General features: G+C 35.8%; 19 protein-coding genes. All 19 read left to right on the top strand.

Features of this window, described 5'->3' with window-relative positions; translation table 11 throughout:
* The first annotated feature begins 13 nt into the window (after positions 1 to 13).
* The 19 genes from ES724_RS02765 (at position 14) to ES724_RS02675 (ending at position 19427) form a co-directional block, all read left to right on the top strand.
* Positions 14 to 1297 (top strand): HlyD family secretion protein, encoded by a 1284-nt coding sequence (locus tag ES724_RS02765; protein ID WP_146929262.1) that lies wholly within the window; start codon positions 14 to 16, stop codon positions 1295 to 1297.
* A 10-nt stretch (positions 1298 to 1307) separates the two neighbouring features.
* Positions 1308 to 3026: a helix-turn-helix domain-containing protein gene (locus ES724_RS02760; RefSeq protein ID WP_146929259.1), complete on the top strand. Its 1719-nt coding sequence runs from the start codon at positions 1308 to 1310 to the stop codon at positions 3024 to 3026.
* 83 nt (positions 3027 to 3109) lie between these two features.
* Entirely contained in the window at positions 3110 to 3232 is a 123-nt protein-coding gene (locus ES724_RS16870; protein WP_006987920.1) for a hypothetical protein, read from the top strand.
* 70 nt (positions 3233 to 3302) lie between these two features.
* Positions 3303 to 5471, top strand: coding sequence for a prolyl oligopeptidase family serine peptidase (locus tag ES724_RS02755; RefSeq protein WP_146929256.1), 2169 nt, complete (start codon positions 3303 to 3305; stop codon positions 5469 to 5471).
* A gap of 259 nt (positions 5472 to 5730) precedes the next feature.
* A complete protein-coding gene (locus tag ES724_RS02750) occupies positions 5731 to 6447 on the top strand; it encodes an RteC domain-containing protein (RefSeq protein WP_170249840.1) in 717 nt (238 codons plus the stop codon).
* Between the two features lie 313 nt (positions 6448 to 6760).
* Positions 6761 to 7036, top strand: a complete 276-nt coding sequence (locus ES724_RS02745; protein ID WP_146929250.1) for a helix-turn-helix domain-containing protein — start codon at positions 6761 to 6763, stop codon at positions 7034 to 7036.
* 162 nt (positions 7037 to 7198) lie between these two features.
* Entirely contained in the window at positions 7199 to 7687 is a 489-nt protein-coding gene (locus ES724_RS02740) for a hypothetical protein (RefSeq protein ID WP_246136808.1), read from the top strand.
* A complete protein-coding gene (locus tag ES724_RS02735; RefSeq protein WP_146929244.1) occupies positions 7671 to 8327 on the top strand; it encodes an ATPase in 657 nt (218 codons plus the stop codon). Before ES724_RS02740 ends, ES724_RS02735 begins: the two co-directional genes overlap by 17 nt.
* Position 8328: 1 nt before the next feature.
* The gene (locus tag ES724_RS02730; RefSeq protein ID WP_146929241.1) at positions 8329 to 9456 is read left to right on the top strand and encodes an exonuclease/endonuclease/phosphatase family protein; all 1128 of its coding nucleotides are present in this window, start codon (positions 8329 to 8331) and stop codon (positions 9454 to 9456) included.
* A gap of 720 nt (positions 9457 to 10176) precedes the next feature.
* A complete protein-coding gene (locus ES724_RS02720; RefSeq protein WP_146929238.1) occupies positions 10177 to 11559 on the top strand; it encodes an NAD-dependent succinate-semialdehyde dehydrogenase in 1383 nt (460 codons plus the stop codon).
* A 31-nt stretch (positions 11560 to 11590) separates the two neighbouring features.
* Positions 11591 to 11818 carry a heavy-metal-associated domain-containing protein gene (locus tag ES724_RS02715; protein WP_246136807.1) on the top strand — a complete coding sequence of 76 codons (228 nt, stop codon included), beginning with the start codon at positions 11591 to 11593 and terminating at the stop codon, positions 11816 to 11818.
* Positions 11819 to 11832: 14 nt separating this feature from the next.
* The gene (locus tag ES724_RS02710) at positions 11833 to 12588 is read left to right on the top strand and encodes an SDR family NAD(P)-dependent oxidoreductase (protein WP_146929235.1); all 756 of its coding nucleotides are present in this window, start codon (positions 11833 to 11835) and stop codon (positions 12586 to 12588) included.
* 59 nt (positions 12589 to 12647) lie between these two features.
* Positions 12648 to 13742: an NAD-dependent epimerase/dehydratase family protein gene (locus ES724_RS02705; RefSeq protein ID WP_246136806.1), complete on the top strand. Its 1095-nt coding sequence runs from the start codon at positions 12648 to 12650 to the stop codon at positions 13740 to 13742.
* 12 nt (positions 13743 to 13754) lie between these two features.
* Positions 13755 to 15290, top strand: coding sequence for a vitamin K epoxide reductase family protein (locus ES724_RS02700; protein WP_146929232.1), 1536 nt, complete (start codon positions 13755 to 13757; stop codon positions 15288 to 15290).
* Positions 15291 to 15875: 585 nt separating this feature from the next.
* Positions 15876 to 16508, top strand: a complete 633-nt coding sequence (locus ES724_RS02695) for a hypothetical protein (RefSeq protein ID WP_246136805.1) — start codon at positions 15876 to 15878, stop codon at positions 16506 to 16508.
* Between the two features lie 66 nt (positions 16509 to 16574).
* Positions 16575 to 16769: an SHOCT domain-containing protein gene (locus ES724_RS16955; protein WP_317129740.1), complete on the top strand. Its 195-nt coding sequence runs from the start codon at positions 16575 to 16577 to the stop codon at positions 16767 to 16769.
* Positions 16770 to 16773: 4 nt separating this feature from the next.
* Positions 16774 to 17160, top strand: a complete 387-nt coding sequence (locus tag ES724_RS02685; protein WP_146929229.1) for a DUF302 domain-containing protein — start codon at positions 16774 to 16776, stop codon at positions 17158 to 17160.
* 10 nt (positions 17161 to 17170) lie between these two features.
* On the top strand, positions 17171 to 17644 hold the full coding sequence (locus tag ES724_RS02680) for a DUF302 domain-containing protein (RefSeq protein ID WP_170249839.1): 474 nt from the start codon (positions 17171 to 17173) through the stop codon (positions 17642 to 17644).
* A 106-nt stretch (positions 17645 to 17750) separates the two neighbouring features.
* Positions 17751 to 19427, top strand: a complete 1677-nt coding sequence (locus tag ES724_RS02675; protein ID WP_146929224.1) for a multicopper oxidase family protein — start codon at positions 17751 to 17753, stop codon at positions 19425 to 19427.
* The last annotated feature ends 88 nt before the right edge of the window (positions 19428 to 19515 follow it).

The raw sequence follows: 19515 nt of genomic DNA, 5'->3' as shown, positions 1-19515 counted from the left end.
TAAATACTATAAAATGTTTAATTCAAATAAAGATAGTAAGCTTGAAAAGGAGCCTGGATGGATATTACGCTACGGTACTATCTTTATTTTTGTAATGTTAATTCTTATACTCCTTTTTGCTTCCTTCTTCCCATTTAATGAAGTGGTTGAAGGAAATGTCATGGTTACTTCAGATAATCCACCAGCACATATTAAGGCAAAAAATACTGGAAAGATCTTGGCAATTAATTATAAAGCTGGAGATACGGTTATTAAAGGTGATATTTTAGGTGAATTAGAAAATAACGGAAATAGAGAGGATATTCTTTATCTTAAAAATCAACTAAAGAGTTACTTAGATGAAATTTACTCTCTTGAAGTTTTATCAAAAACTTTTTCACCACAATTGCATTTAGGAAGCGATATCCAATTGTATTATAATACTTTTTGGAATAATTATCAGCAATTGATATTAGATGAATCTCTTCAGGATTTTAATATTTATGATGAACAGATCAAAGCAGAATTATTCAATCAGAAAAATTCAATTCAGAACAAAAAAGAGGAATTAATTACTATGGAAAGAAACCTGGATGTTTCTCAAAATAATTATAGTAGATATAAGCAGTTGTTTCAAAAGGGTGTGATATCTCAACTGGACCTGGAAACAACAGAAAAAGAACTTTTAAGTGTACAACGGCAATTTTATTTATTAAAACAAGAATTTAACCAGTTGAAGTTAGAGAATAGCGGATTTCAAAACAAACAAAAACTGACCATACACAGTTCTGTTAGGAATAAAAATAAATTAGAAATGGATTTAGAGCTATCCAGGCAAAATTTACTTAATTCCATTACAGAATGGGAAGATAAATATCTTCTAAAAAGCCCTATTGAGGGACGGCTTTCATTTTTCGAAGTTTGGGGAGAGTATCAGAATATTACCGAAGGCGAAAATATTTTCACGGTGGTTCCTTTAATTCAGCAAAACCTAATCGGGAAATGTGAAGTACCATTACGAAATTCTGGTAAGCTTAAAGCCGGCCAAAAGGTAAATTTGAAACTTGAAAATTATCCATACCGTGAATGGGGCATGGTAAGAGCGAAGGTAAGATCGATATCTGAAGTACCGAAAATAGGTGAAAATCCTGCTTATATTGTTTATCTAGATATTGGTAACCTTAGGACATCGTATGGTAAAAATTTGCAATTTCATCAAGAGTTGAAAGGTACTGCTGAAATTTTGCTTAATGAAGTAACGCTTATGGACCGGGTCTTTTTTCAAGTTCGGCATTTATGGTCAAATCAGGAATTTTAAATGATAAAGAATGATCTTCTCTTCTCTAATACAATATTTTCGATTCCAGGCCCTGATCTGCCTAGCACTCGTATTTTGTGTAACTCAGATCGGGTTTTCACAAACTATAAACACTAAGTCACCTGCTGACTATTCAATTACTACCTCTTATGAGCAACTGCATATTATAGAAGCAGATGCTGCGGAAGCATCAGAATTTGATAAACTTCGAAATATAATCAGAATTCATGTAAGCAAGTCAAAAAAAGAAAACAATCCTATAGAACTTGCAAGGGCATTCTATCATTTAATTTTTATTGAAGAGTCGCAGCTCGCTTTAGCTTATGCAGATTCTATTATTTTAATTACAGAAAATAGTGATCATAAAAGTTATCCTACGTTAGGATACACCCTTAAAGCAAATTTGTTTTATGATCAGGGAAAATTCCAACCGGCACTTGATAATTTTTTAAAAGCGTATAATCTGGCCTTAGAAAAAGAAAACAAAGAAGACCAAGGGGAAATATCACTGGCAATCGCAGCAATTCGAAATATAAATGGTCAGCATTATGCCGCCGCCGATCTATATAAACGGTCCCTAAACTTATTAAAGCAGAATGAAAATTTTCCTGATGCGTATTATGAAGATTACTCCACCTTGTTATATAATCTTTCCCTTACTTACTTAAGATTATCACAAATAGACACTGCAAAATTTTATGTGCGAAAAGGTCTAAAACTGGCGCAATCTCTCAAAAAAACTGATGATTTCAGGGATTTCGTACTTGTTGATGCCCAGATAAATTACTATCAGAAAGATTACAAAAAATCAAAAGATAGCTTGTTGAAATATATTAATAAGTTAGAGGGTACCGAGAGAGCAATTAAACTTTATTACCTAGGAAAAATCGAAAAATTTTTAAAAAATGATAAGCTTGCAATGGCTTATTTTAAAGAAATAGATTCTATTGTTTCCTTATCTGGGGATCCTTTTGGAGAAGTTAAAGATGTTTATCAGCAGCTTATTATCTATTCTGTTCTTGAGGATAACGAAAAAGAGCAAATTGAATACATAGAAAAATTGATTCATAATGACAGCATATTATCATCTGCTCAGGAAAATGTGAATAATCAGGTCGTAATAGCATATGATATACCCGATCTTAAACGGCAAAAACTGAAAGCTGAAAAACAATTAGAAGCAAAAACTTTTTATATAATTGGAATAGCTGTGTTTGCAGGGATTGCTATTTTAATCGGTATTTACTTTTTCCTCCGTTCAAGAAACATAAGAAAAAGATTAAATATTTTAATGGAAGGTGGTGAAGTTCAAATATATGAAACGAAGCAAGTTACTGAGCACCCATCTTCGGTACCAATAGAAATTAGAAAAGAGATCTTATCAAAACTTAATGCCTTTGAAAATTCAGACCGATATTTAAATAAAGATCTTGATTTGTCCAATCTAGCCAATGATCTAGGCACTAACACAACATACCTTTCAACCATTATTAACCATTACAAAAAAGTGAATTTCCCCAATTATCTTAAGGATCTGAGGATAAGAGCCGCCATCAATCGCCTTAGCAAGGATCCAGATTTATTAAAATACAATCATCAGGGCTTGGCAGAAATTTTCGGATTTAAGACAGGAGAATCTTTTTCCAAAGCTTTTTATAAGAAAACTGGAGTTTCTCCTTCAATGTTTTTAAATGAACTAAAATCGAGGGAAACTAGTCGCCATTTATAAATGACGGTTTAAATTTTTTGCTGATTGTGTTCATTTGTGATTACTTAGTGAGTGTAAATTTTTATTAATCAAATACTTAAATTATGAAAAAAGTACTAAAAGATTTCAAAGGAAGAGAACTGAAGAATTTGGATAAAATTCGAGGTGGGGGAGAGGATGGACCTATAGATAGGGACAAAATTAAAAGACCCAAGGCAGGAGTATAAATTTAATCGTGTCATTTTCCTAAATTCCCGAGTCAAATTTAATGGCTCGGGAATTTTTAAAACTACAGTTATGAAGACATTTAAGAAACTTTTTCTGACCAATTACCTGATCCTGTTACCAATATTTTGTTATTCTCAGGAAAAACAAATTAACCAGTTGATATATCCCAATATTAATGGGGAGATTAAACATGAGATAAAATTTGGCGTAAAAGTTACAGATGATTTTTATAACCTAAACGATATTGAAAATGAGAAAATTAAAGAGTGGTTCAAATTACAGGATTCTTTGGCAGAAGCATATTTTGATACCATTGAATCAATGCAGAAATACCTGGAAAGATTTAAACAACTTCAAAATATTACTCAATCTAAAGTGAGTATGATTACTGTAAACGAGACTGGAAATTATTTCTACTTGAAAAAAGATGACAGTCTAGGAATGGAAAAATTATTTTATAAACAGAAACTTGATGCCGAGGAAAAAGAATTATTCGATCCTAACCATTATGCTATTGGGGATAAAGAGATCAGCTACCTTAAACCTTCTTTCGATGGAAAAAAAATAGCCATTGGATTTAATGAAAATAATGATTTTTCCAGTAAGATTAAAATATACGATTTGGAAGCAGGCAAATTCCTAAATGATGAAATAACAAATATAAATCCTGATTTTGGCGGAATAGAATGGCTACCAGATAACTCTGGTTTTATCTATTTATATTTTCCAGAGGTTGACACATCTAAGCCAGATTTCAAAAAAAAATCGTTTTCAGTACTACATAAAATAGGGGAGGATAGTATAAATGTTACACCAATTTTTGGATCTGATACAAATTTAGAAATTTCAGCAGATTTTTATCCTAAAGTAAAGATTGGCTCGAGCAAGGATAAGTTTATTATTGGATATGTGGCCAGCTCAGATGATTATTATGACAGTTTTATCGCTGAAATGAGTGATGTTATTAATGGAAAACCAGATTGGAAACCTTTTTTTAAAAAGGATGATAAAATATACTATGACCAAGGCGAACTGCGCGGGGAAGAGTTTATTTTCCGCCAAGGAAAATTGAAGGGAAATAGCTTAGCAAAGATAAATATTTCAAGACCAGATTTTAATAATCCCATTATCTTAGTAGAAGGAACCAAAGACGATCCAATCACGAATTTTGGATTAACTAGGGATCATATATTTTTCACAAGATCTTTGTACGGTGCAAATGTTTCCTTATTTAAAATAAGTTCTGGGAATCAGCTTACCCAATTCGACCTTCCTTTTACGCCCGGCTATATTTCTTTTTTTGGAGAATCTCTTTCTCATAATAACATAGGAGTAGGATTGGATGGTTGGACTTCGAATTATACTCGCTATATAATAGATAAAAAAGATAATGTTCAAAAAGAGAAACTTTCAAATGAAAGTGAATACCATGACTTTGCAAATGTTATTTCTGAGCAAGTAATGGTCACCTCGCATGACGGAATAAAAGTTCCTATGTCATTGGTCTATAAGAAAGGGATTAAGAAGAATTCAGATAATGAAGTCTTCATTTTTGTTTATGGAGCTTATGGTGAAAGCCTGAGTCCATTTTTCTCTCCTATTTTCTTAGACTGGGCGGCACAGGGAGGAATTCTGGCATTTCCGCATGTTAGAGGTGGAGGGGAGAAAGGAAAGGAGTGGCATGAACAGGGCATGAAAAATCTTAAATATAATTCATGGAAGGACCTTATAGCCTGTACGGAAGCTTTAATAGACATGAATCTTACTAAAGAAGGTTTGATTTCTTTATATACAAACAGCGCGGGAGGTGTTACAGCAGCAATGGCAGTTAATGAACGACCTGATCTTTATTCATCTTTTATTGCCGAAGTGCCCCGATTAAACCCTTTCGGTCTAGAATCTTCCAATACTGCTAGCAGCACAAGTTATCTAGAATATGGAACTGTAAAGGACAGTGCGGAATATGTGGGACTAATAAAAATGGACCCCTATTTAAATATTAAACCTAACACCAACTATCCAGCTACTCTTATAATGCCAAGCTACAATGATGACCGGATTCCTTTGTGGGATAACGGTAAGTATATCGCCAAGCTTCAGAAATACAATACAGCAAATACAGCCATTTTAATGGATATAGATTATGATTCTGGCCATGAAACTTTTGGTGATTATAATGAAACGATAAGACTGTATAGCAAGATTTTCAGTTTTGCCAAATCCAACATGAAGAATTAAAATAATCCTTTCCAGTTAAAATTCAGATTTCCATAATTAATTTTCCTATTCTTTATAAATGACTCCCCTTCTTTATAAATGGAATGTTTATCTATTTTTTGAATTTATGAAATAGACGGATATTTAAGATGACATTCTTAATATCAATAAAATGGACTTTCAGATTACAAAAGAAGAAATAGAGGCTGAAATTTGGAGAATCGAACGAACTTTTCTCAACAAGCTTGTTGTCTGCAGAGAAATTATTAATTATTGTCGTATGATATTGGAATCTTATAGAAAAGAGATCAATTCTGGAGGTTTCCAGGATATCTCTTCAGAAATCCTTTTTTTTAAAACACAGAAACAACTTCCCTTAAGCCAATTAATTTACTATTCGAAGCTGCATTCCTTTTATGTTCAAGCGCCAAAAGGCGGAAAGAAATTTTTGACAGAATTTATTAATACAAAACTTAAGAAATTGAACAAATTCTTTTTGATCAATTCAGAATTTGGAGAATATATAGAGACTAATCAAAGCTATCTAGATGCGTTTTATTTTACTCGTGAATTTAACAATATAGTGATTACAGAAGCTTTGCTCCATTTTAGAAATCCTGATTTTAATACGTCCCATGATTTCCTGTTGGGGGAAGTAAAAGCAAATAAACTTTTCATAAAATTTCTTAAACAACAGTTACAGAGGTTGGATTCTGATTATTCAGATACTTCCGAAAGCAAGAATGAACTTAAGTGGACAGGGTCTAAAGCAGGTTTAACAGAACTTATATATGCACTTCATGAACAAAAGGTTTTTAATAATGGAAATACTGATTTAAAAGATATTGCGGCATTTTTCAAAGAGGCATTTCATTTTGATACAGGTGATATATATAGGACCTTTTCAGAATTAAAATCTAGAAAAAAAAGCCGCACTCCATTCTTAGAGGAATTATCTATCAATCTACTTACTAAGATGAGGGATTCCGACTATTGAACCTTTCAAAAAATTGCTATTTTATTATTTAAGATGTTAAAAAACTACTCAACCAGGATGATCTTGGGTATTCATCATTGTAAATAAAATTCATGTTTTTTGAAGGGTTTTGGGTTATAAAATTATTCAACTTTCTTCTAAATATATCCAATTATATTCATATTAGGAATGTTAAATTTTCACCGGAGTCCGTTGATATGGTGATTTTAAATCATTTATCCGCTGCAATTTTGTAATAATAAATTAAACCAGAGCAATCCCATCGCTTTAAACCTTTTAACCTGCGGTGGGATTGTTTTAAAATCATTTAATTATGCCAGCATCAATTGTAACCACAGAAGATTTAATGGATTTCAAGGTGGAACTTCTGGAAGAGATTCAAAAACTACTCGAAAAGGAATCGAGACATGTATCAACAAAATGGCTGAAATCTACAGAGGTCAGGGAAATGTTGAAAATTAGCGCCGGAACACTTAATAATTTTAGGGTTAATGGCACACTGCCATTTAGTAAGATAGGAGGGATTATTTATTACGATTCCGCCGCAATTCATAAAGTACTTGCAAATAACCTTAATATAAATGATTGAGCTATGAATTATATCACGCATCTGAATGCTGTATTCCAGCAATTTTCAAAGGATTCCAGTCTTAATGCCACTCACATAAGTTTGTATATGGCTTTATTCCAGACCTGGAATATTCATCGATTCCAAAATATTTTCTATATCCACAGAGAAGAAATTATGAGAATGGGAAAAATTGGTTCCAACCCAACCTATCATCGCTGTTTGAAAAAATTGCATGAACAAAAATATATTCAATATCTGCCGTCCCATAATCCCTATAAGGGCAGTAGGGTTAACATGCTCATTTTTGATACAAGTGCTAAACAAGCTGTAAACAAGTCCGAAACAAGTAGTAAACAAGCATTAACCCCTTTAATAAACAATAATAAACAAAAAATAAACTTTAATAAACGAGAGCACCCGCAAAATGAAAATGAAGTTTTAAACCATTTTAAAAATAAAAATTGGTCTGCTAATGAAGGAAAAAAATTCTTCAATCATTACAGCTCTATTGGATGGAAGCTTAGGAATGAACTTAATATCATTGACTGGCATGCAACCGCTGAAAACTGGATGCTAAAAGCAAACGAATTTGAAAAGGTTCCGGCAGCATTTCAAAATCGGGATAACCTGAAAACAAGTAAAAACAAGAACTATGGCGAACCCCTCTAGTATTATAGAAGATGGAATTGAGTATTCCCTGGGGAATTTTGACGGAACTAAAATAGTCTATGACTTCCCAAAGATCCTGGTGTTTCTTGAAGCAAAAGGTAAAATCCTATTCGGCCAACATTTTAAAATTTATGAAGAGGATAAAAATGTTTTATTCAAGCTATGTAATTATTATATAAAGGATCAGAATTACTGCGAGAAATTTGAAATGGATCCTGAAAAAGGAATTTTGCTTTCTGGACCTGTGGGATGCGGCAAAACCAGCATGATGAAACTTTTAAGGTATTTAGTTCCACATCAGCGTAATTATGTCGTAATGCCATGCAGGAATATCGTTTTTGCATTTAACCATCTGGGTTACAAAACTATTGAAGATTACGGGGACAGTAGTAATTTTTGTTTTGATGATATGGGGGTGGAGCCTATAGGTAGGCATTACGGTCGGGATTGTAATGTGATTGGTGAAATCCTACTTTCGAGATATGAATTATTCCTACAAACTAATTTAAAAACTCATGCTACCACAAATTTAAGTGCCTATGAACTTGAAGATTTATATGGCTTACGTGTAAGGAGCAGAATGAAAAATATGTTTAACCTGGTAGCCTTCGATGAAAAAATTAAAGACAAGAGAAAATAATATGAAAATAGCCACATTTAATATTCAGAATTTATTTCATCGAGACAGAAGTTTTTTGGAAAAGCCTTTCAGCAAATGTTATAATGATTGGTTAATGGAGATAGATCAATTGATGGGAAAATTCAAAAAAACCAATCAGGAAAATGAACGTTTGAGGGAGTTATCCTTTTTACTGGGTATGGATAATAGCTTTCAGCTACCATACGCAGTTTTAAGGAGAAAAGCCGGATTCCTTTTTTTGAAAGGCATGAATTATTCAAAGGAGTTAAAGGCCGGGGATTTAACCGACTGGAATGGCTGGATAGCACTTCAGAATTATCCATTAGATCCTGTAGCTGTGGAAAATAAGGCCCGGGTAATCGCCGATGTGAATCCAGATGTTTTGATTCTTCAGGAAATTGAAGACCGTGCATCCCTAGCAGAATTTAATCAGGAGTTTCTCCCTAGGTTTCATTGTAAGTCTTTTGAACAAACTTTTGTGGTGCAGGGAAACGACAAACGAGGCCAGGAAATAGGAATTCTTACCCGGAACGGTTTTGAGATCCGATCGGTGCGGAGCCACAGTTATGATTTAAATTTCTTAGGACAACTAGTTTTCAACAAAGATTTTATGGAATATGAAATCCGTACCCCTAAAGGAAATACAATTTGGATTCTGGCAACACATTTACAGCATCAAACAGAAGATAAAGACATTTCCGATGATACCAGAGAAAAACAGACCGAGAGAATTGCCGCGGTTTATAATCAATTATATTCTGAAGGCAAAAAGCATATTGCAGTAGTGGGTACTCTAAATGCCGTATCCTATTGTTATTCTCTTACGCCCTTACTGCTGAAAACTAATCTGAAGGATGTTACCAAACACCCATCTTTTAATGTAGATTTCGATAAAGGAAAGGATGCTGGATACCACAGTCTTGGCGCTTACAGAATGGGAGTAAATATTAAACAAAAGGATTACCTTTTATTGTCCCCAGAACTTTTTTCCAAAGTAAAAAGCTGCGGATTAAACAGGAAAGGTATGTGGCCGGAGAAGCAGCCTAAGTGGACTACCTATCCAAGCATGAATCAAAAAAATCATGCGGCTAGTGAACATCCTGCGATTTGGGGGGATTTCACTTTTTAAGTGATTCAGGCTTTACTATTTTGATAGTTTTTTATAGATTGAGTTAAAAATCTAATAATAAGAGGAATATAGATAAGACTCCTTGTGAAAAAGGAAGTCATTATTTCCAGATAGTTGAACTCTTCCGTATAGATTTCCATGAGCAGGTCATAATTTTCGGGATCTACCCTTTTCCCTGCGAAAGCCTGAATGAAACATTGCAGGGCTTTTGCAAGTTCCTCGTTATCGGTGTCAAATTGTTAAAGAAATAGGCAGGCAAAGGCCGGATCTGGTTTCAACATCAATGAATTAATTGCAAATCCTTTGGGTGTTAAAACATTGATTAAAAATCTAAGAGGATTAATAAAAAGTGGAGATCAAACGGAATTCTCCCTCTCATTACCAATAATATTAATGTGTAGAAATAAAAACTAAAGTTAAAAGATTGTTATTGTTATACTTAGACTTCTTAAGTTAAGGATACAGTAATATACCTTGAAGCTAGTAGATGGAGCAACTATTTCGGAAAAGAAAGGAGGGTTATACCAAAAAATAATGTTTTAGAGGCCACGAAACAAACAACTAACACGACAAAAACGAGATTATTATTCATCTGAATTCATCCTTGCTTAAAAAGATTAACTTATATGATTTACATCATATTTTAAGAATAGATACAGGTTTATTTTTATAGTCATTTCAAAATGAAATTCTTGATTATTTAATTAAATACGAATCAATATGTCTATTCACACAATTAATCCGAACACAAATAAGACAGTAAAGTCATTCGAAGAAATGACGGATAAAACGGTTGATGCTAAAGTGGCGAAAGCTCAACTGGCTTTTACTAACTGGAAAAAAACGAGCTACCAGCAACGGGCTGATTTGCTACATAAAGTAGCTACACTCATGCGAAATAAAAAATCTGAACTTGCCAAAACCATCACCTTAGAAATGGGCAAACTCCTTGCCCAAGCGGAAGGTGAAATTGACTTGAGTGCAGATATCTTTGATTACTATGCCGATCACGGAGAAACTTTTCTTGCCGATAAAGTTCTTGACCCGGAATATGGAGAGGCTATAATTCGAAATAGTCCCATTGGCGTATTGTTGGGTGTGATGCCCTGGAATTTTCCTTACTATCAAGTAGCTCGTTTTGCAGCTCCCAACATTATGGTGGGTAATACAATATTGCTTAAGCATGCCTCCATTGTTCCACAATGTGCTGCTGCTATAGAAAAACTATTCCAAGAAGCAGAAGCTCCAGAAGGATTGTACACCAATTTATTCATCACCGGCAACCATGCATCAAAATTGGTTTCTGATAAAAGGATAAAAGGTGTTTCCTTAACAGGAAGTGAAGAAGCAGGTGCAAGTATTGCTAAGGAAGCCGGAAAACATTTAAAAAAGGTTGTACTGGAACTTGGCGGTAATGATGTGTTTATCATATTGGAGGATGCGGACATGGAAAAAACGGTTGAGTGGGCAGTTGTAGGCAGGATGAATAACAACGGTCAATGTTGTGTAGCCTCCAAGCGATTTATCGCAGTGGAAGCAATAGCAGATGAATTTATTAAAAAGTTTAAGGAAAAATTATCAAAAATGAAAGTGGGTGATCCAATGGATGCAGAAACAGAATTAGGCCCTTTAAGTAGTGAAGAAGCCGCAGTCCATTTAGCCGATCAAGTGAAACGTTCCGTTGATGAAGGTGCAAAAATACTATTGGGCGGCAAACGTGCCGATCGTGAAGGTGCCTTTATGGAACCTACCATACTCACCGATTTAAAACCTGGAATTGCTGCTTATCATGAAGAATTATTTGGCCCGGTTGCCTCTTTCTATGTGGTAAAAGACGAACAAGCTGCCATTGATCTGGCTAATGATTCTGATTATGGCCTGGGAGGTTCTGTATTTACACAGGATATAGAACGCGGAAAGAGAGTTGCCGATCAAATTGATACCGGAATGGTCTTTATCAATCACCCTACCTGGACACAAGCTGATCTTCCTTTTGGTGGAACAAAGCGTTCAGGCTTCGGTCGTGAATTATCAGAGTTGGGGATTCAGGAGTTTGTAAATAAGAAACTGATAAGAGTAAGCGGACTGAATGATCCGTTTTAAAATATTAAAAATCCAACAAAATTTATTAATCATGGAAAATTCAATCAAACATACTTATCACATCAGTGGTATGAGTTGTGGCGGATGCGTTACGGCCGTTAAAAATAAATTATCTACTGTCAATGGTGTAACATCCGTGCAAGTTGACTTAGCAAAGAAGGAAGCAGAAATTACTTCAACTGAAAAAATTAAAGCAGATGCACTTCAAGATGCATTAAAGAATACGCATTATACCATTTCGGAACATAGCGCAGCTTAATTAAACTTTTAAAAATGAAAATCTTAGAAAACAAAGTGGCCATTGTTACAGGAGCAGGTTCTGGCATTGGCAAAGCAATAGCAACACTGTACGCATCAGAAGGTGCAAAAGTTGTTGTGTCCGACATAGATGAAAAGGGTGGAAATGAGACGGTGTCCGTAATTAAATCAAAAGGCGGAGAAGCTTTTTTTATAAAAGCTGATACTTCAAAACCAAGTGATCACCAATCACTCGTAGAGCAAACCATAAAAAAATATGGTGGTTTGCATATTGCATGCAATAATGCGGGCATTGGTGGAGATTTAGCTCCAGTAGGTGAATATCCTATTGATGGTTGGGACAAAATTATCAGTATCAATCTTTCGGGTGTGTTTTATGGCTTGCATTACCAGCTTCCTGCTATGTTAGCAACTGGCGAAGGTGGAAGTATTGTAAATATGGCATCCATTCTTGGTATGGTGGGTTCCAAAAATTCGGGTGGCTATGTTGCGGCAAAACATGGTGTGGTAGGACTTACTAAAACCGCTGCTTTGGAATATGCTGAGAAACAAATTCGTGTTAATTCTGTTGGACCGGGATATATCGATACTCCTTTACTGTCCGATACACTCGATGAAGATACTATTCAATCATTAGCCGGGCTTCATCCAGTTGGCAGATTAGGTACTGCCGAAGAGGTTGCCGAATTAGTGCTTTGGTTAAGTTCTTCAAAATCTTCTTTTGTAACAGGTTCTTATTACACAGTAGATGGTGGCTATACTGCTCAATAAAGTATTTGGTACCGATTAGAACTCAAATATTCAATTCCGATTTTTAATAAAATAAAGCAATGGAAACAAGCAACAAAAATTTACAGAATCAGAATTTACAAATGGATATAGGCGCCCAAAAACCTAACAAGGAAGTAGTAATTGTGACAGGAAGCAGTGGAATGATAGGCTCAGCCTTAATCCATAAGCTTTCTGAAAAATACCATGTGGTTGGATTTGATCAGGATGGCTATCCTTTTCCACCGGTAGAGGCAGAATGTGTATGTGTAGACCTCACCAGCGATTCACGAATGGACTTTGCCTTTAAAAGAATTCGTTATGCCTATGGCAATAAAATAGCTTCGGTTGTGCATCTGGCTGCTTATTATGATTTTCTGGGGGAGCCCTCTGATCTCTATGATAAAGTGACAGTAAAAGGCACAGAACGTATGCTGAAATACTTGCAAGATTTCAAAGTAGAGCAATTCATTTTTTCAAGCAGTATGCTTGTGTACAAACCTTCTTCACCAGGTGTGCTGATTACAGAAGAATCACCTTTGGAACCCAAATGGGATTATCCGAAATCTAAAGTAACCACAGAAAAAGTAATGCATGAGCAGCGGGGTGAAATTCCTGTAGTGATTATGCGCATAGCTGGGGTATATAGTGAAGATGGCAATTCAATTCCCATCACCAATCAGGTTCAGCGTATTTATGAAAAGCAACTTTCAGCACGGCTTTATCCAGCCAACACCGCCCATGGGAGCACCTATGTACACCGGGATGATGTTATCAATGCGATAGCCTTAGCCATAGATAATCGGAAAGACCTACAAGCGGAAGTTGTCATTAATATTGGTGATGATGAGACCTTATCGTATAAGGAATTGCAAGATATTATAAGTACAGAAATTCATGACGAGAAAACGCCCATCATCGCCATACCAAAGTGGTTTGCTAAAGCCGGTGCATTTATGCAAAACCTATTTGGAAAAGCCTTTATAAAACCCTGGATGATAGATCTGGCCAATGATCATTTTGAAATGGACAGTTCCAAGGCTAAAAATTTGTTAGGATGGAAACCCAAACACGGTTTGCGAGATACTTTGCCTAAAATGATTGACAATTTAAAGGCCAATCCAGAGAAATTTTACAAAGAAAATAAACTAGGCTAGGCCCAAAAAATTATGACAGATCAACCACACAATATGGAAGGCATGGGCTCACGAGGTGTAACCAGGCCGATGATGGATATGAAAAGCCACGAACACAAAAAAGATCATGAGCACATGGATACGGACATGGGTGACATGAAAATGAGTGCAGATGATCGTATGATAATGTTGAAAGATCATCACAAACAAACCCTTTGGGTGTATTGGGTAATTGTATTGCTGGGTTTTTGGATGATCGCTTCTCCGCTCACTTTTGATTATGGAAAGAATGTGGTAGAACCTGCAGGCGGAAGACCCATCTGGTTGTCGCTCGGAGATCGTATTGCCGCCATGTATTGGAGTGATATCATCAGTGGATTATTACTGGTTGTTTTTGGTTGGAGATCCCTGAAGCCTAACCGTCCTTATAGTGTTTGGATCATTTGTTTTATCGGGATATGGATCAGCATGGCTCCACTAATTTTTTGGGCGCCAACTGCTATAGCCTATTATAACGGCACCTTGGTGGGGGTCTTAATTATTGCCTTGTCTATTCTCATTCCTGGAATGCCTAATATGATCACCTTTATGAAAATGGGGGGCAATGTGCCAACGGGCTGGAGTTATAACCCCTCCAGCTGGCCACAGCGCGCTATTATGATTGGCCTGGCATTTATAGGGTGGCTGGCATCACGCTATTTGGGAGCATTTCAATTGGGCTATATAGATACAGCCTGGGATCCATTTTTTGGGGAAGGTACCTTAAACGTTTTGAACTCCGATATGTCGCATAGCTTGCCCATTTCAGATGCGGCACTAGGCACGCTCGCCTACACCATAGAATTTCTGATGGGATTTATGGGCGGTACTTCCCGATGGCGAACTATGCCGTGGATGGTCACCTTTTTTGGTATCTTGGTTATTCCACTAGGTTTAGTGAGTATATTCTTAGTGATTTCTCAGCCACTTACCGTAGGCGCCTGGTGTGCCCTTTGCCTGTTTTCTGCTATTATTATGCTTCCCATGATCCCTTTACAAATTGATGAGGTTATTGCCATGTGGCAACACATGATGCAACGAAAACAAAAAGGAGATTCTTTATGGACAGTGTTTTGGAAAGGAGGCGAGGCACTTTCTACTGAAAACGATGAACGTACCCCTGAATTGGTAACGTTTGTGGACAAGCCTTGGAAGGTTTTAAAATCATCCATATGGGGAATGACTGCCCCTTGGCAATTAACAGTTTCAGTAGTCATTGGGCTTTGGTTGATGATTTCTCCCAAGGTTTTCGGGTTGGGAATTCAAACATCTGCTGCAAATTTGAACCATCTAGGAGGAGCACTAGTAATCGTTTTTGCAGTAGTGGCTATGGCTGAAGTGCTCAGAAGTTTTCGCTATTTCAACATATTATTAGGCCTGGCACTGGCAGTGCTGCCCTGGTTAATAGAAGATACCAATATGACACTCAATCTAACCACTAGTCTTGCCGGGCTTATCATTATAGCACTTTCCTTTGCAAAAGGAAAAATCAAAGAAACCTATGGGCTTTGGGATAAATATGTAGTGTGATAAATAGTCGTGGCGAATACTGTAGAGCATGCTCATGCACGAATAAAGGATAAAACAGGTTTTGGTTCAATTAAAAACACAATGCTTACACTAAACAAAATCTAAAAAAGGACGCATTGAATATCTTGACTACATCAAACATTCATAGAATTTGATTCATTTGAATTCCTCCATGCTTAAAAAGGTTAGCATAAATGTTTAACGTCATATTTTAAGAATATACGCGAGTGTATTTTTATGATCAATTAAAAATTGAAAATCATGCCTGTATTATGAAAAACGAATCAATATGTCCATACAAACAATTAATCCAATCACAAATTAGATAGTAAAGTCATTCTAAGAAATGACGGAGAAAATGGTTGATGCTAAAGTGGTGAAAGCTAAAATAACTTTTACTAATCGGAAAGAAACGATCTACCCGGAATGGGCTGATTTAATACATAAAATAGCTAAAATCAAGCGAATCTAGAAATCTGTATTTACCAAAAACAGCATCTTAGAAATGGGAAAACTCCCTTCTCTAGCTGAAGTTGAAAAAAGCGAAAGCTATGAGACTTTTGATCGTTTCCTCATCTAAAAAAAATGTTGAGTACAGTAAGTATTAAAAATGAAAATATCAGTTTAAATGAATATTTAACATCTAAAAATGAAAATATGAATACAGTAGTAAAAATTTTTATGACAGTTGGGTTAATTGGAACAATTCTTAGTTGCAAATCATCCTTCAATGCAACCGAAACTATGCAGATAGAAGAAAATAGAAGTGCTATTTATCAAGAAATCATTTCAAACCCTGTTCAGTTGACCAATTTACTCAGTGAGGCGCAAAAAAATGAAGAGGCCAAAAAGATGTTGATGAAAGCTCATATGGAACAGATGGAATCTGGAAATATGAAAATGATGATGGAAAAAAATCCCGAAATGAAAGAAAAAATGCAATCCCATATGCAGAAGATGATGGAAAAAAATCCAGAAATGATGGAAAACATGCAATCCAAAATGCTCGCTAAAATGATGGAGAGTGAAAAGGGTCGTAAAATGCTGATGGATGAAATCCATAACAACAAAACGATGAAAAAAGAAATGAAAGAAAAGATGATGCAAATGATGAATGAAAACCCTGAAATGATGGAAGATATGATGCAGAAAATGATGGAAAAAAATCCTGAGATGAAGAAGAAGATGCAAGAAAAAATGAAAAATGAAGGAAAATAAATTCCTGCCCTAAGATTGGGATAATTACAAATTAAACATTTAGTTAACTATTAAAACTATACAATTATGATGATGTGGTGGTGGTGGATACTGATACCTGTCGTTCTTGTATTGGTCATATTTCCGTACAATAGAAGAAATAGGCGAAATACAGCGAAGAGGGGAAATCCTATGGATATTCTGGACAACCGGTTTGCCAAGGGCGAAATGTCCAAAGAAGAATATGAAGAACAAAAACGAACGTTGAACACTAAAAATTAAACCGATGAAATATTATTTCAATAAAACCCTTCACGAAGATTTTGAAAAAGTAATCGATAAGGTAACGGATGAGTTAAAAAAGGAAGGATTCGGCATATTGACCGATATAGATATCAAAGAAACATTGAAAGAGAAACTTGATGTAGACTTCAAAAAATATCGAATTCTAGGTGCCTGTAATCCGTCCTATGCACATAAGGCATTGGAAGCCGAAGATAAGATAGGCACCATGTTGCCCTGTAACGTAATTGTCCAGGAAGTATCAAAAGGGGTCATAGAAGTAGCAGCGGTAAATCCGATGGCATCCATGCAAGCGGTCGATAATGAAATACTGGCAGAAATAGCAAGTGACATTACCACTAAATTGGAAAATGTAATCGAGAAACTTTAAAAGCGACATGATGGAAAATGACAAGGGAAAAAACAAACAGGTTTCGCAACAAAATTATTCAGAAAGTCGAAATACCACTTACTGTATCACTAGGAGGTTTGGCAGTATAACCTTTGAGGAAGCAGTACAAAACGTAAAAAATAACCTTGAAAAACTAGGTCTTGACCTTGTTGGCGAATTTGACGTTAAACAGTATCTAGACTCTAGCTTTGAAAAGATGCCAAGGCATCTCATTCTAATGGTATGTGAAATAGAAACCGCATCAAAATTAATAGCTAGCGACATTCAAATGAGCATTCTTTTTCCGTGCCATGTAACTATTAAAGAAGTGGAAGATAATTCTATTATAGAAGTGTCAATAGAAAATACCGATACTACTTGGTCGTCCTCCATGAAAAAAGACGTAATGGATGTGGCAAAAAACACGAAGAACACCTTGATAAAGGTGCTTGACAATATCGAACAACTTCACGTAAAATTATAATTAAAATGAAACAAAGAGAAAATAGCAAAGGGAGTTTTAGTAATCGTACTGTTAACCTTTACGGCAACATCATAATTGTATAGTTTTAATTTAAAAAGATTTGTTGATGAAAGATAGTAATAAGTACAATAGAAGAAGTTTCATTGAAACAGCTAGCCTGTTTGCTGCGGGGTTTTATGTGATGCCATTATTTAGTTCTTGTAAAATGGACACGTCTTCTGCTCATCCCAATGTTGGAACTACTATCAATAGCGATTTTAATGCCGACGTGGATATTCAATTAAAGGCAGTACAATCAAGTACTACAATTCTGTCCGTCAAAAATACGGATACCTATTCGTATAAGGGTTCTTTAATAAAGGGGGTTAAACAAACTTTACAACAGTTAGAAGGAAGTGCTCTTGGACCCATAATACGGGTAAAGAAAGGAGATAGGGTACGGATACGGTTTGAAAATGAGATTTCTGAAAAATCAATTATCCACTGGCATGGCTTGCACGTATCGCACGAAAATGACGGGCATCCAGAACACGTAATAGACAAAGGGGAAACTTATATCTATGAGTTTGAAGTTATGAACAGGGCAGGCACCTACTGGTTTCACCCACATCCCCACGGGCATACTGGAGAACAGGTTTATAAAGGGCTGGCAGGTTTGTTTATAGTTACCGATGAAGAGGAAAAAGCCTTGAACCTGCCAACTGGGGATTATGATATTCCTGTTGTTATTCAGGACAGAACTTTTGATGAAAGTAACCAATTGCTCTATCTGCCGAATGGAAGAATGGACCAAATGCAGGGCTTTTTGGGGAATCGAATACTTATAAATGGAAAAGTGGATAATACTCTATCCCTAAACAAAGACGGAAAATATCGGTTACGACTGCTAAATGGTTCAAACTCCCGCGCCTACAAATTGGCCTGGAATACTAAAGAACCCATTACGGTTTTTGGGGTTGATGGTGGGCTTTTGGAAAGTCCTAAAAAATTACCCTATTTATTATTAGGTCCCGCGCAACGGGTCGACGTTTGGCTAGATTTATCCAAGAAATCGGAAAACGAGGAGTTAAAATTAATTCACCTGCCTATACCATTGGATAATATGATGAGCGGTGGAATGATGGGTGGTGGAATGATGGGGAACAAAAGTGATAATTCACTGCCTTACAATAGTCAATTTGATATTATCAACATCAATGTAGGAGCATCAAGGAAGAATGATGCGCAACTGCCGGAGAGGTTGTCGGTTTCCCAGGCTTTAGACCCGGCCGATGCCGAGAACAGGAATTCTCCAAGAACATTCAATTTTGCAATGGAGGGAATGATGAAATGGACAATAAACGGAAGAACTTACAATGGGATGGAGGTGACGGAAGATGAAATTGTGAAGCTTAATACCACCGAGGTCTGGCGAATAAACAATGGAGGAAACATTTCTACTAAAAATCAAAAGGATGGACGGGGTATGATGGGAAATAACAGGGGTATGATGGGCAATGGTAGCGGTATGGGAAATATGATGCAAATGCCACACCCTGTACACATTCATCAATTGCAGTTCAATATTATAAACAGAAATCATGAAAACGTTGACCAAAACTTATGGAATGCTGTTAAAGACGGGTTCATAGATGAAGGACGTCAAGATAGCGTGTATCTACTACCTGGAATGTACATGGATCTCGTAATGCGTTTTGAGGATTTTAAAGGATTGTTCCTCTACCATTGTCATAACCTGGAACACGAGGATATGGGTATGATGAGGAATTTTAAAATTGAATAATAGCGAAATAAATTTATAATCATTTTACTAATATCTAATATTAAATCAAAAAAGATTCGTTTCTCCCAAAATTCATCTTAGGGATAGG

The sequence above is a fragment of the Gillisia hiemivivida genome (assembly GCF_007997295.1).
Taxonomy (GTDB): Bacteria; Bacteroidota; Bacteroidia; order Flavobacteriales; family Flavobacteriaceae; genus Gillisia; species Gillisia hiemivivida.
The sequence above is the reverse complement of the archived record's forward strand: the minus strand, read 5'-3'. Positions and strand labels throughout refer to the sequence as shown.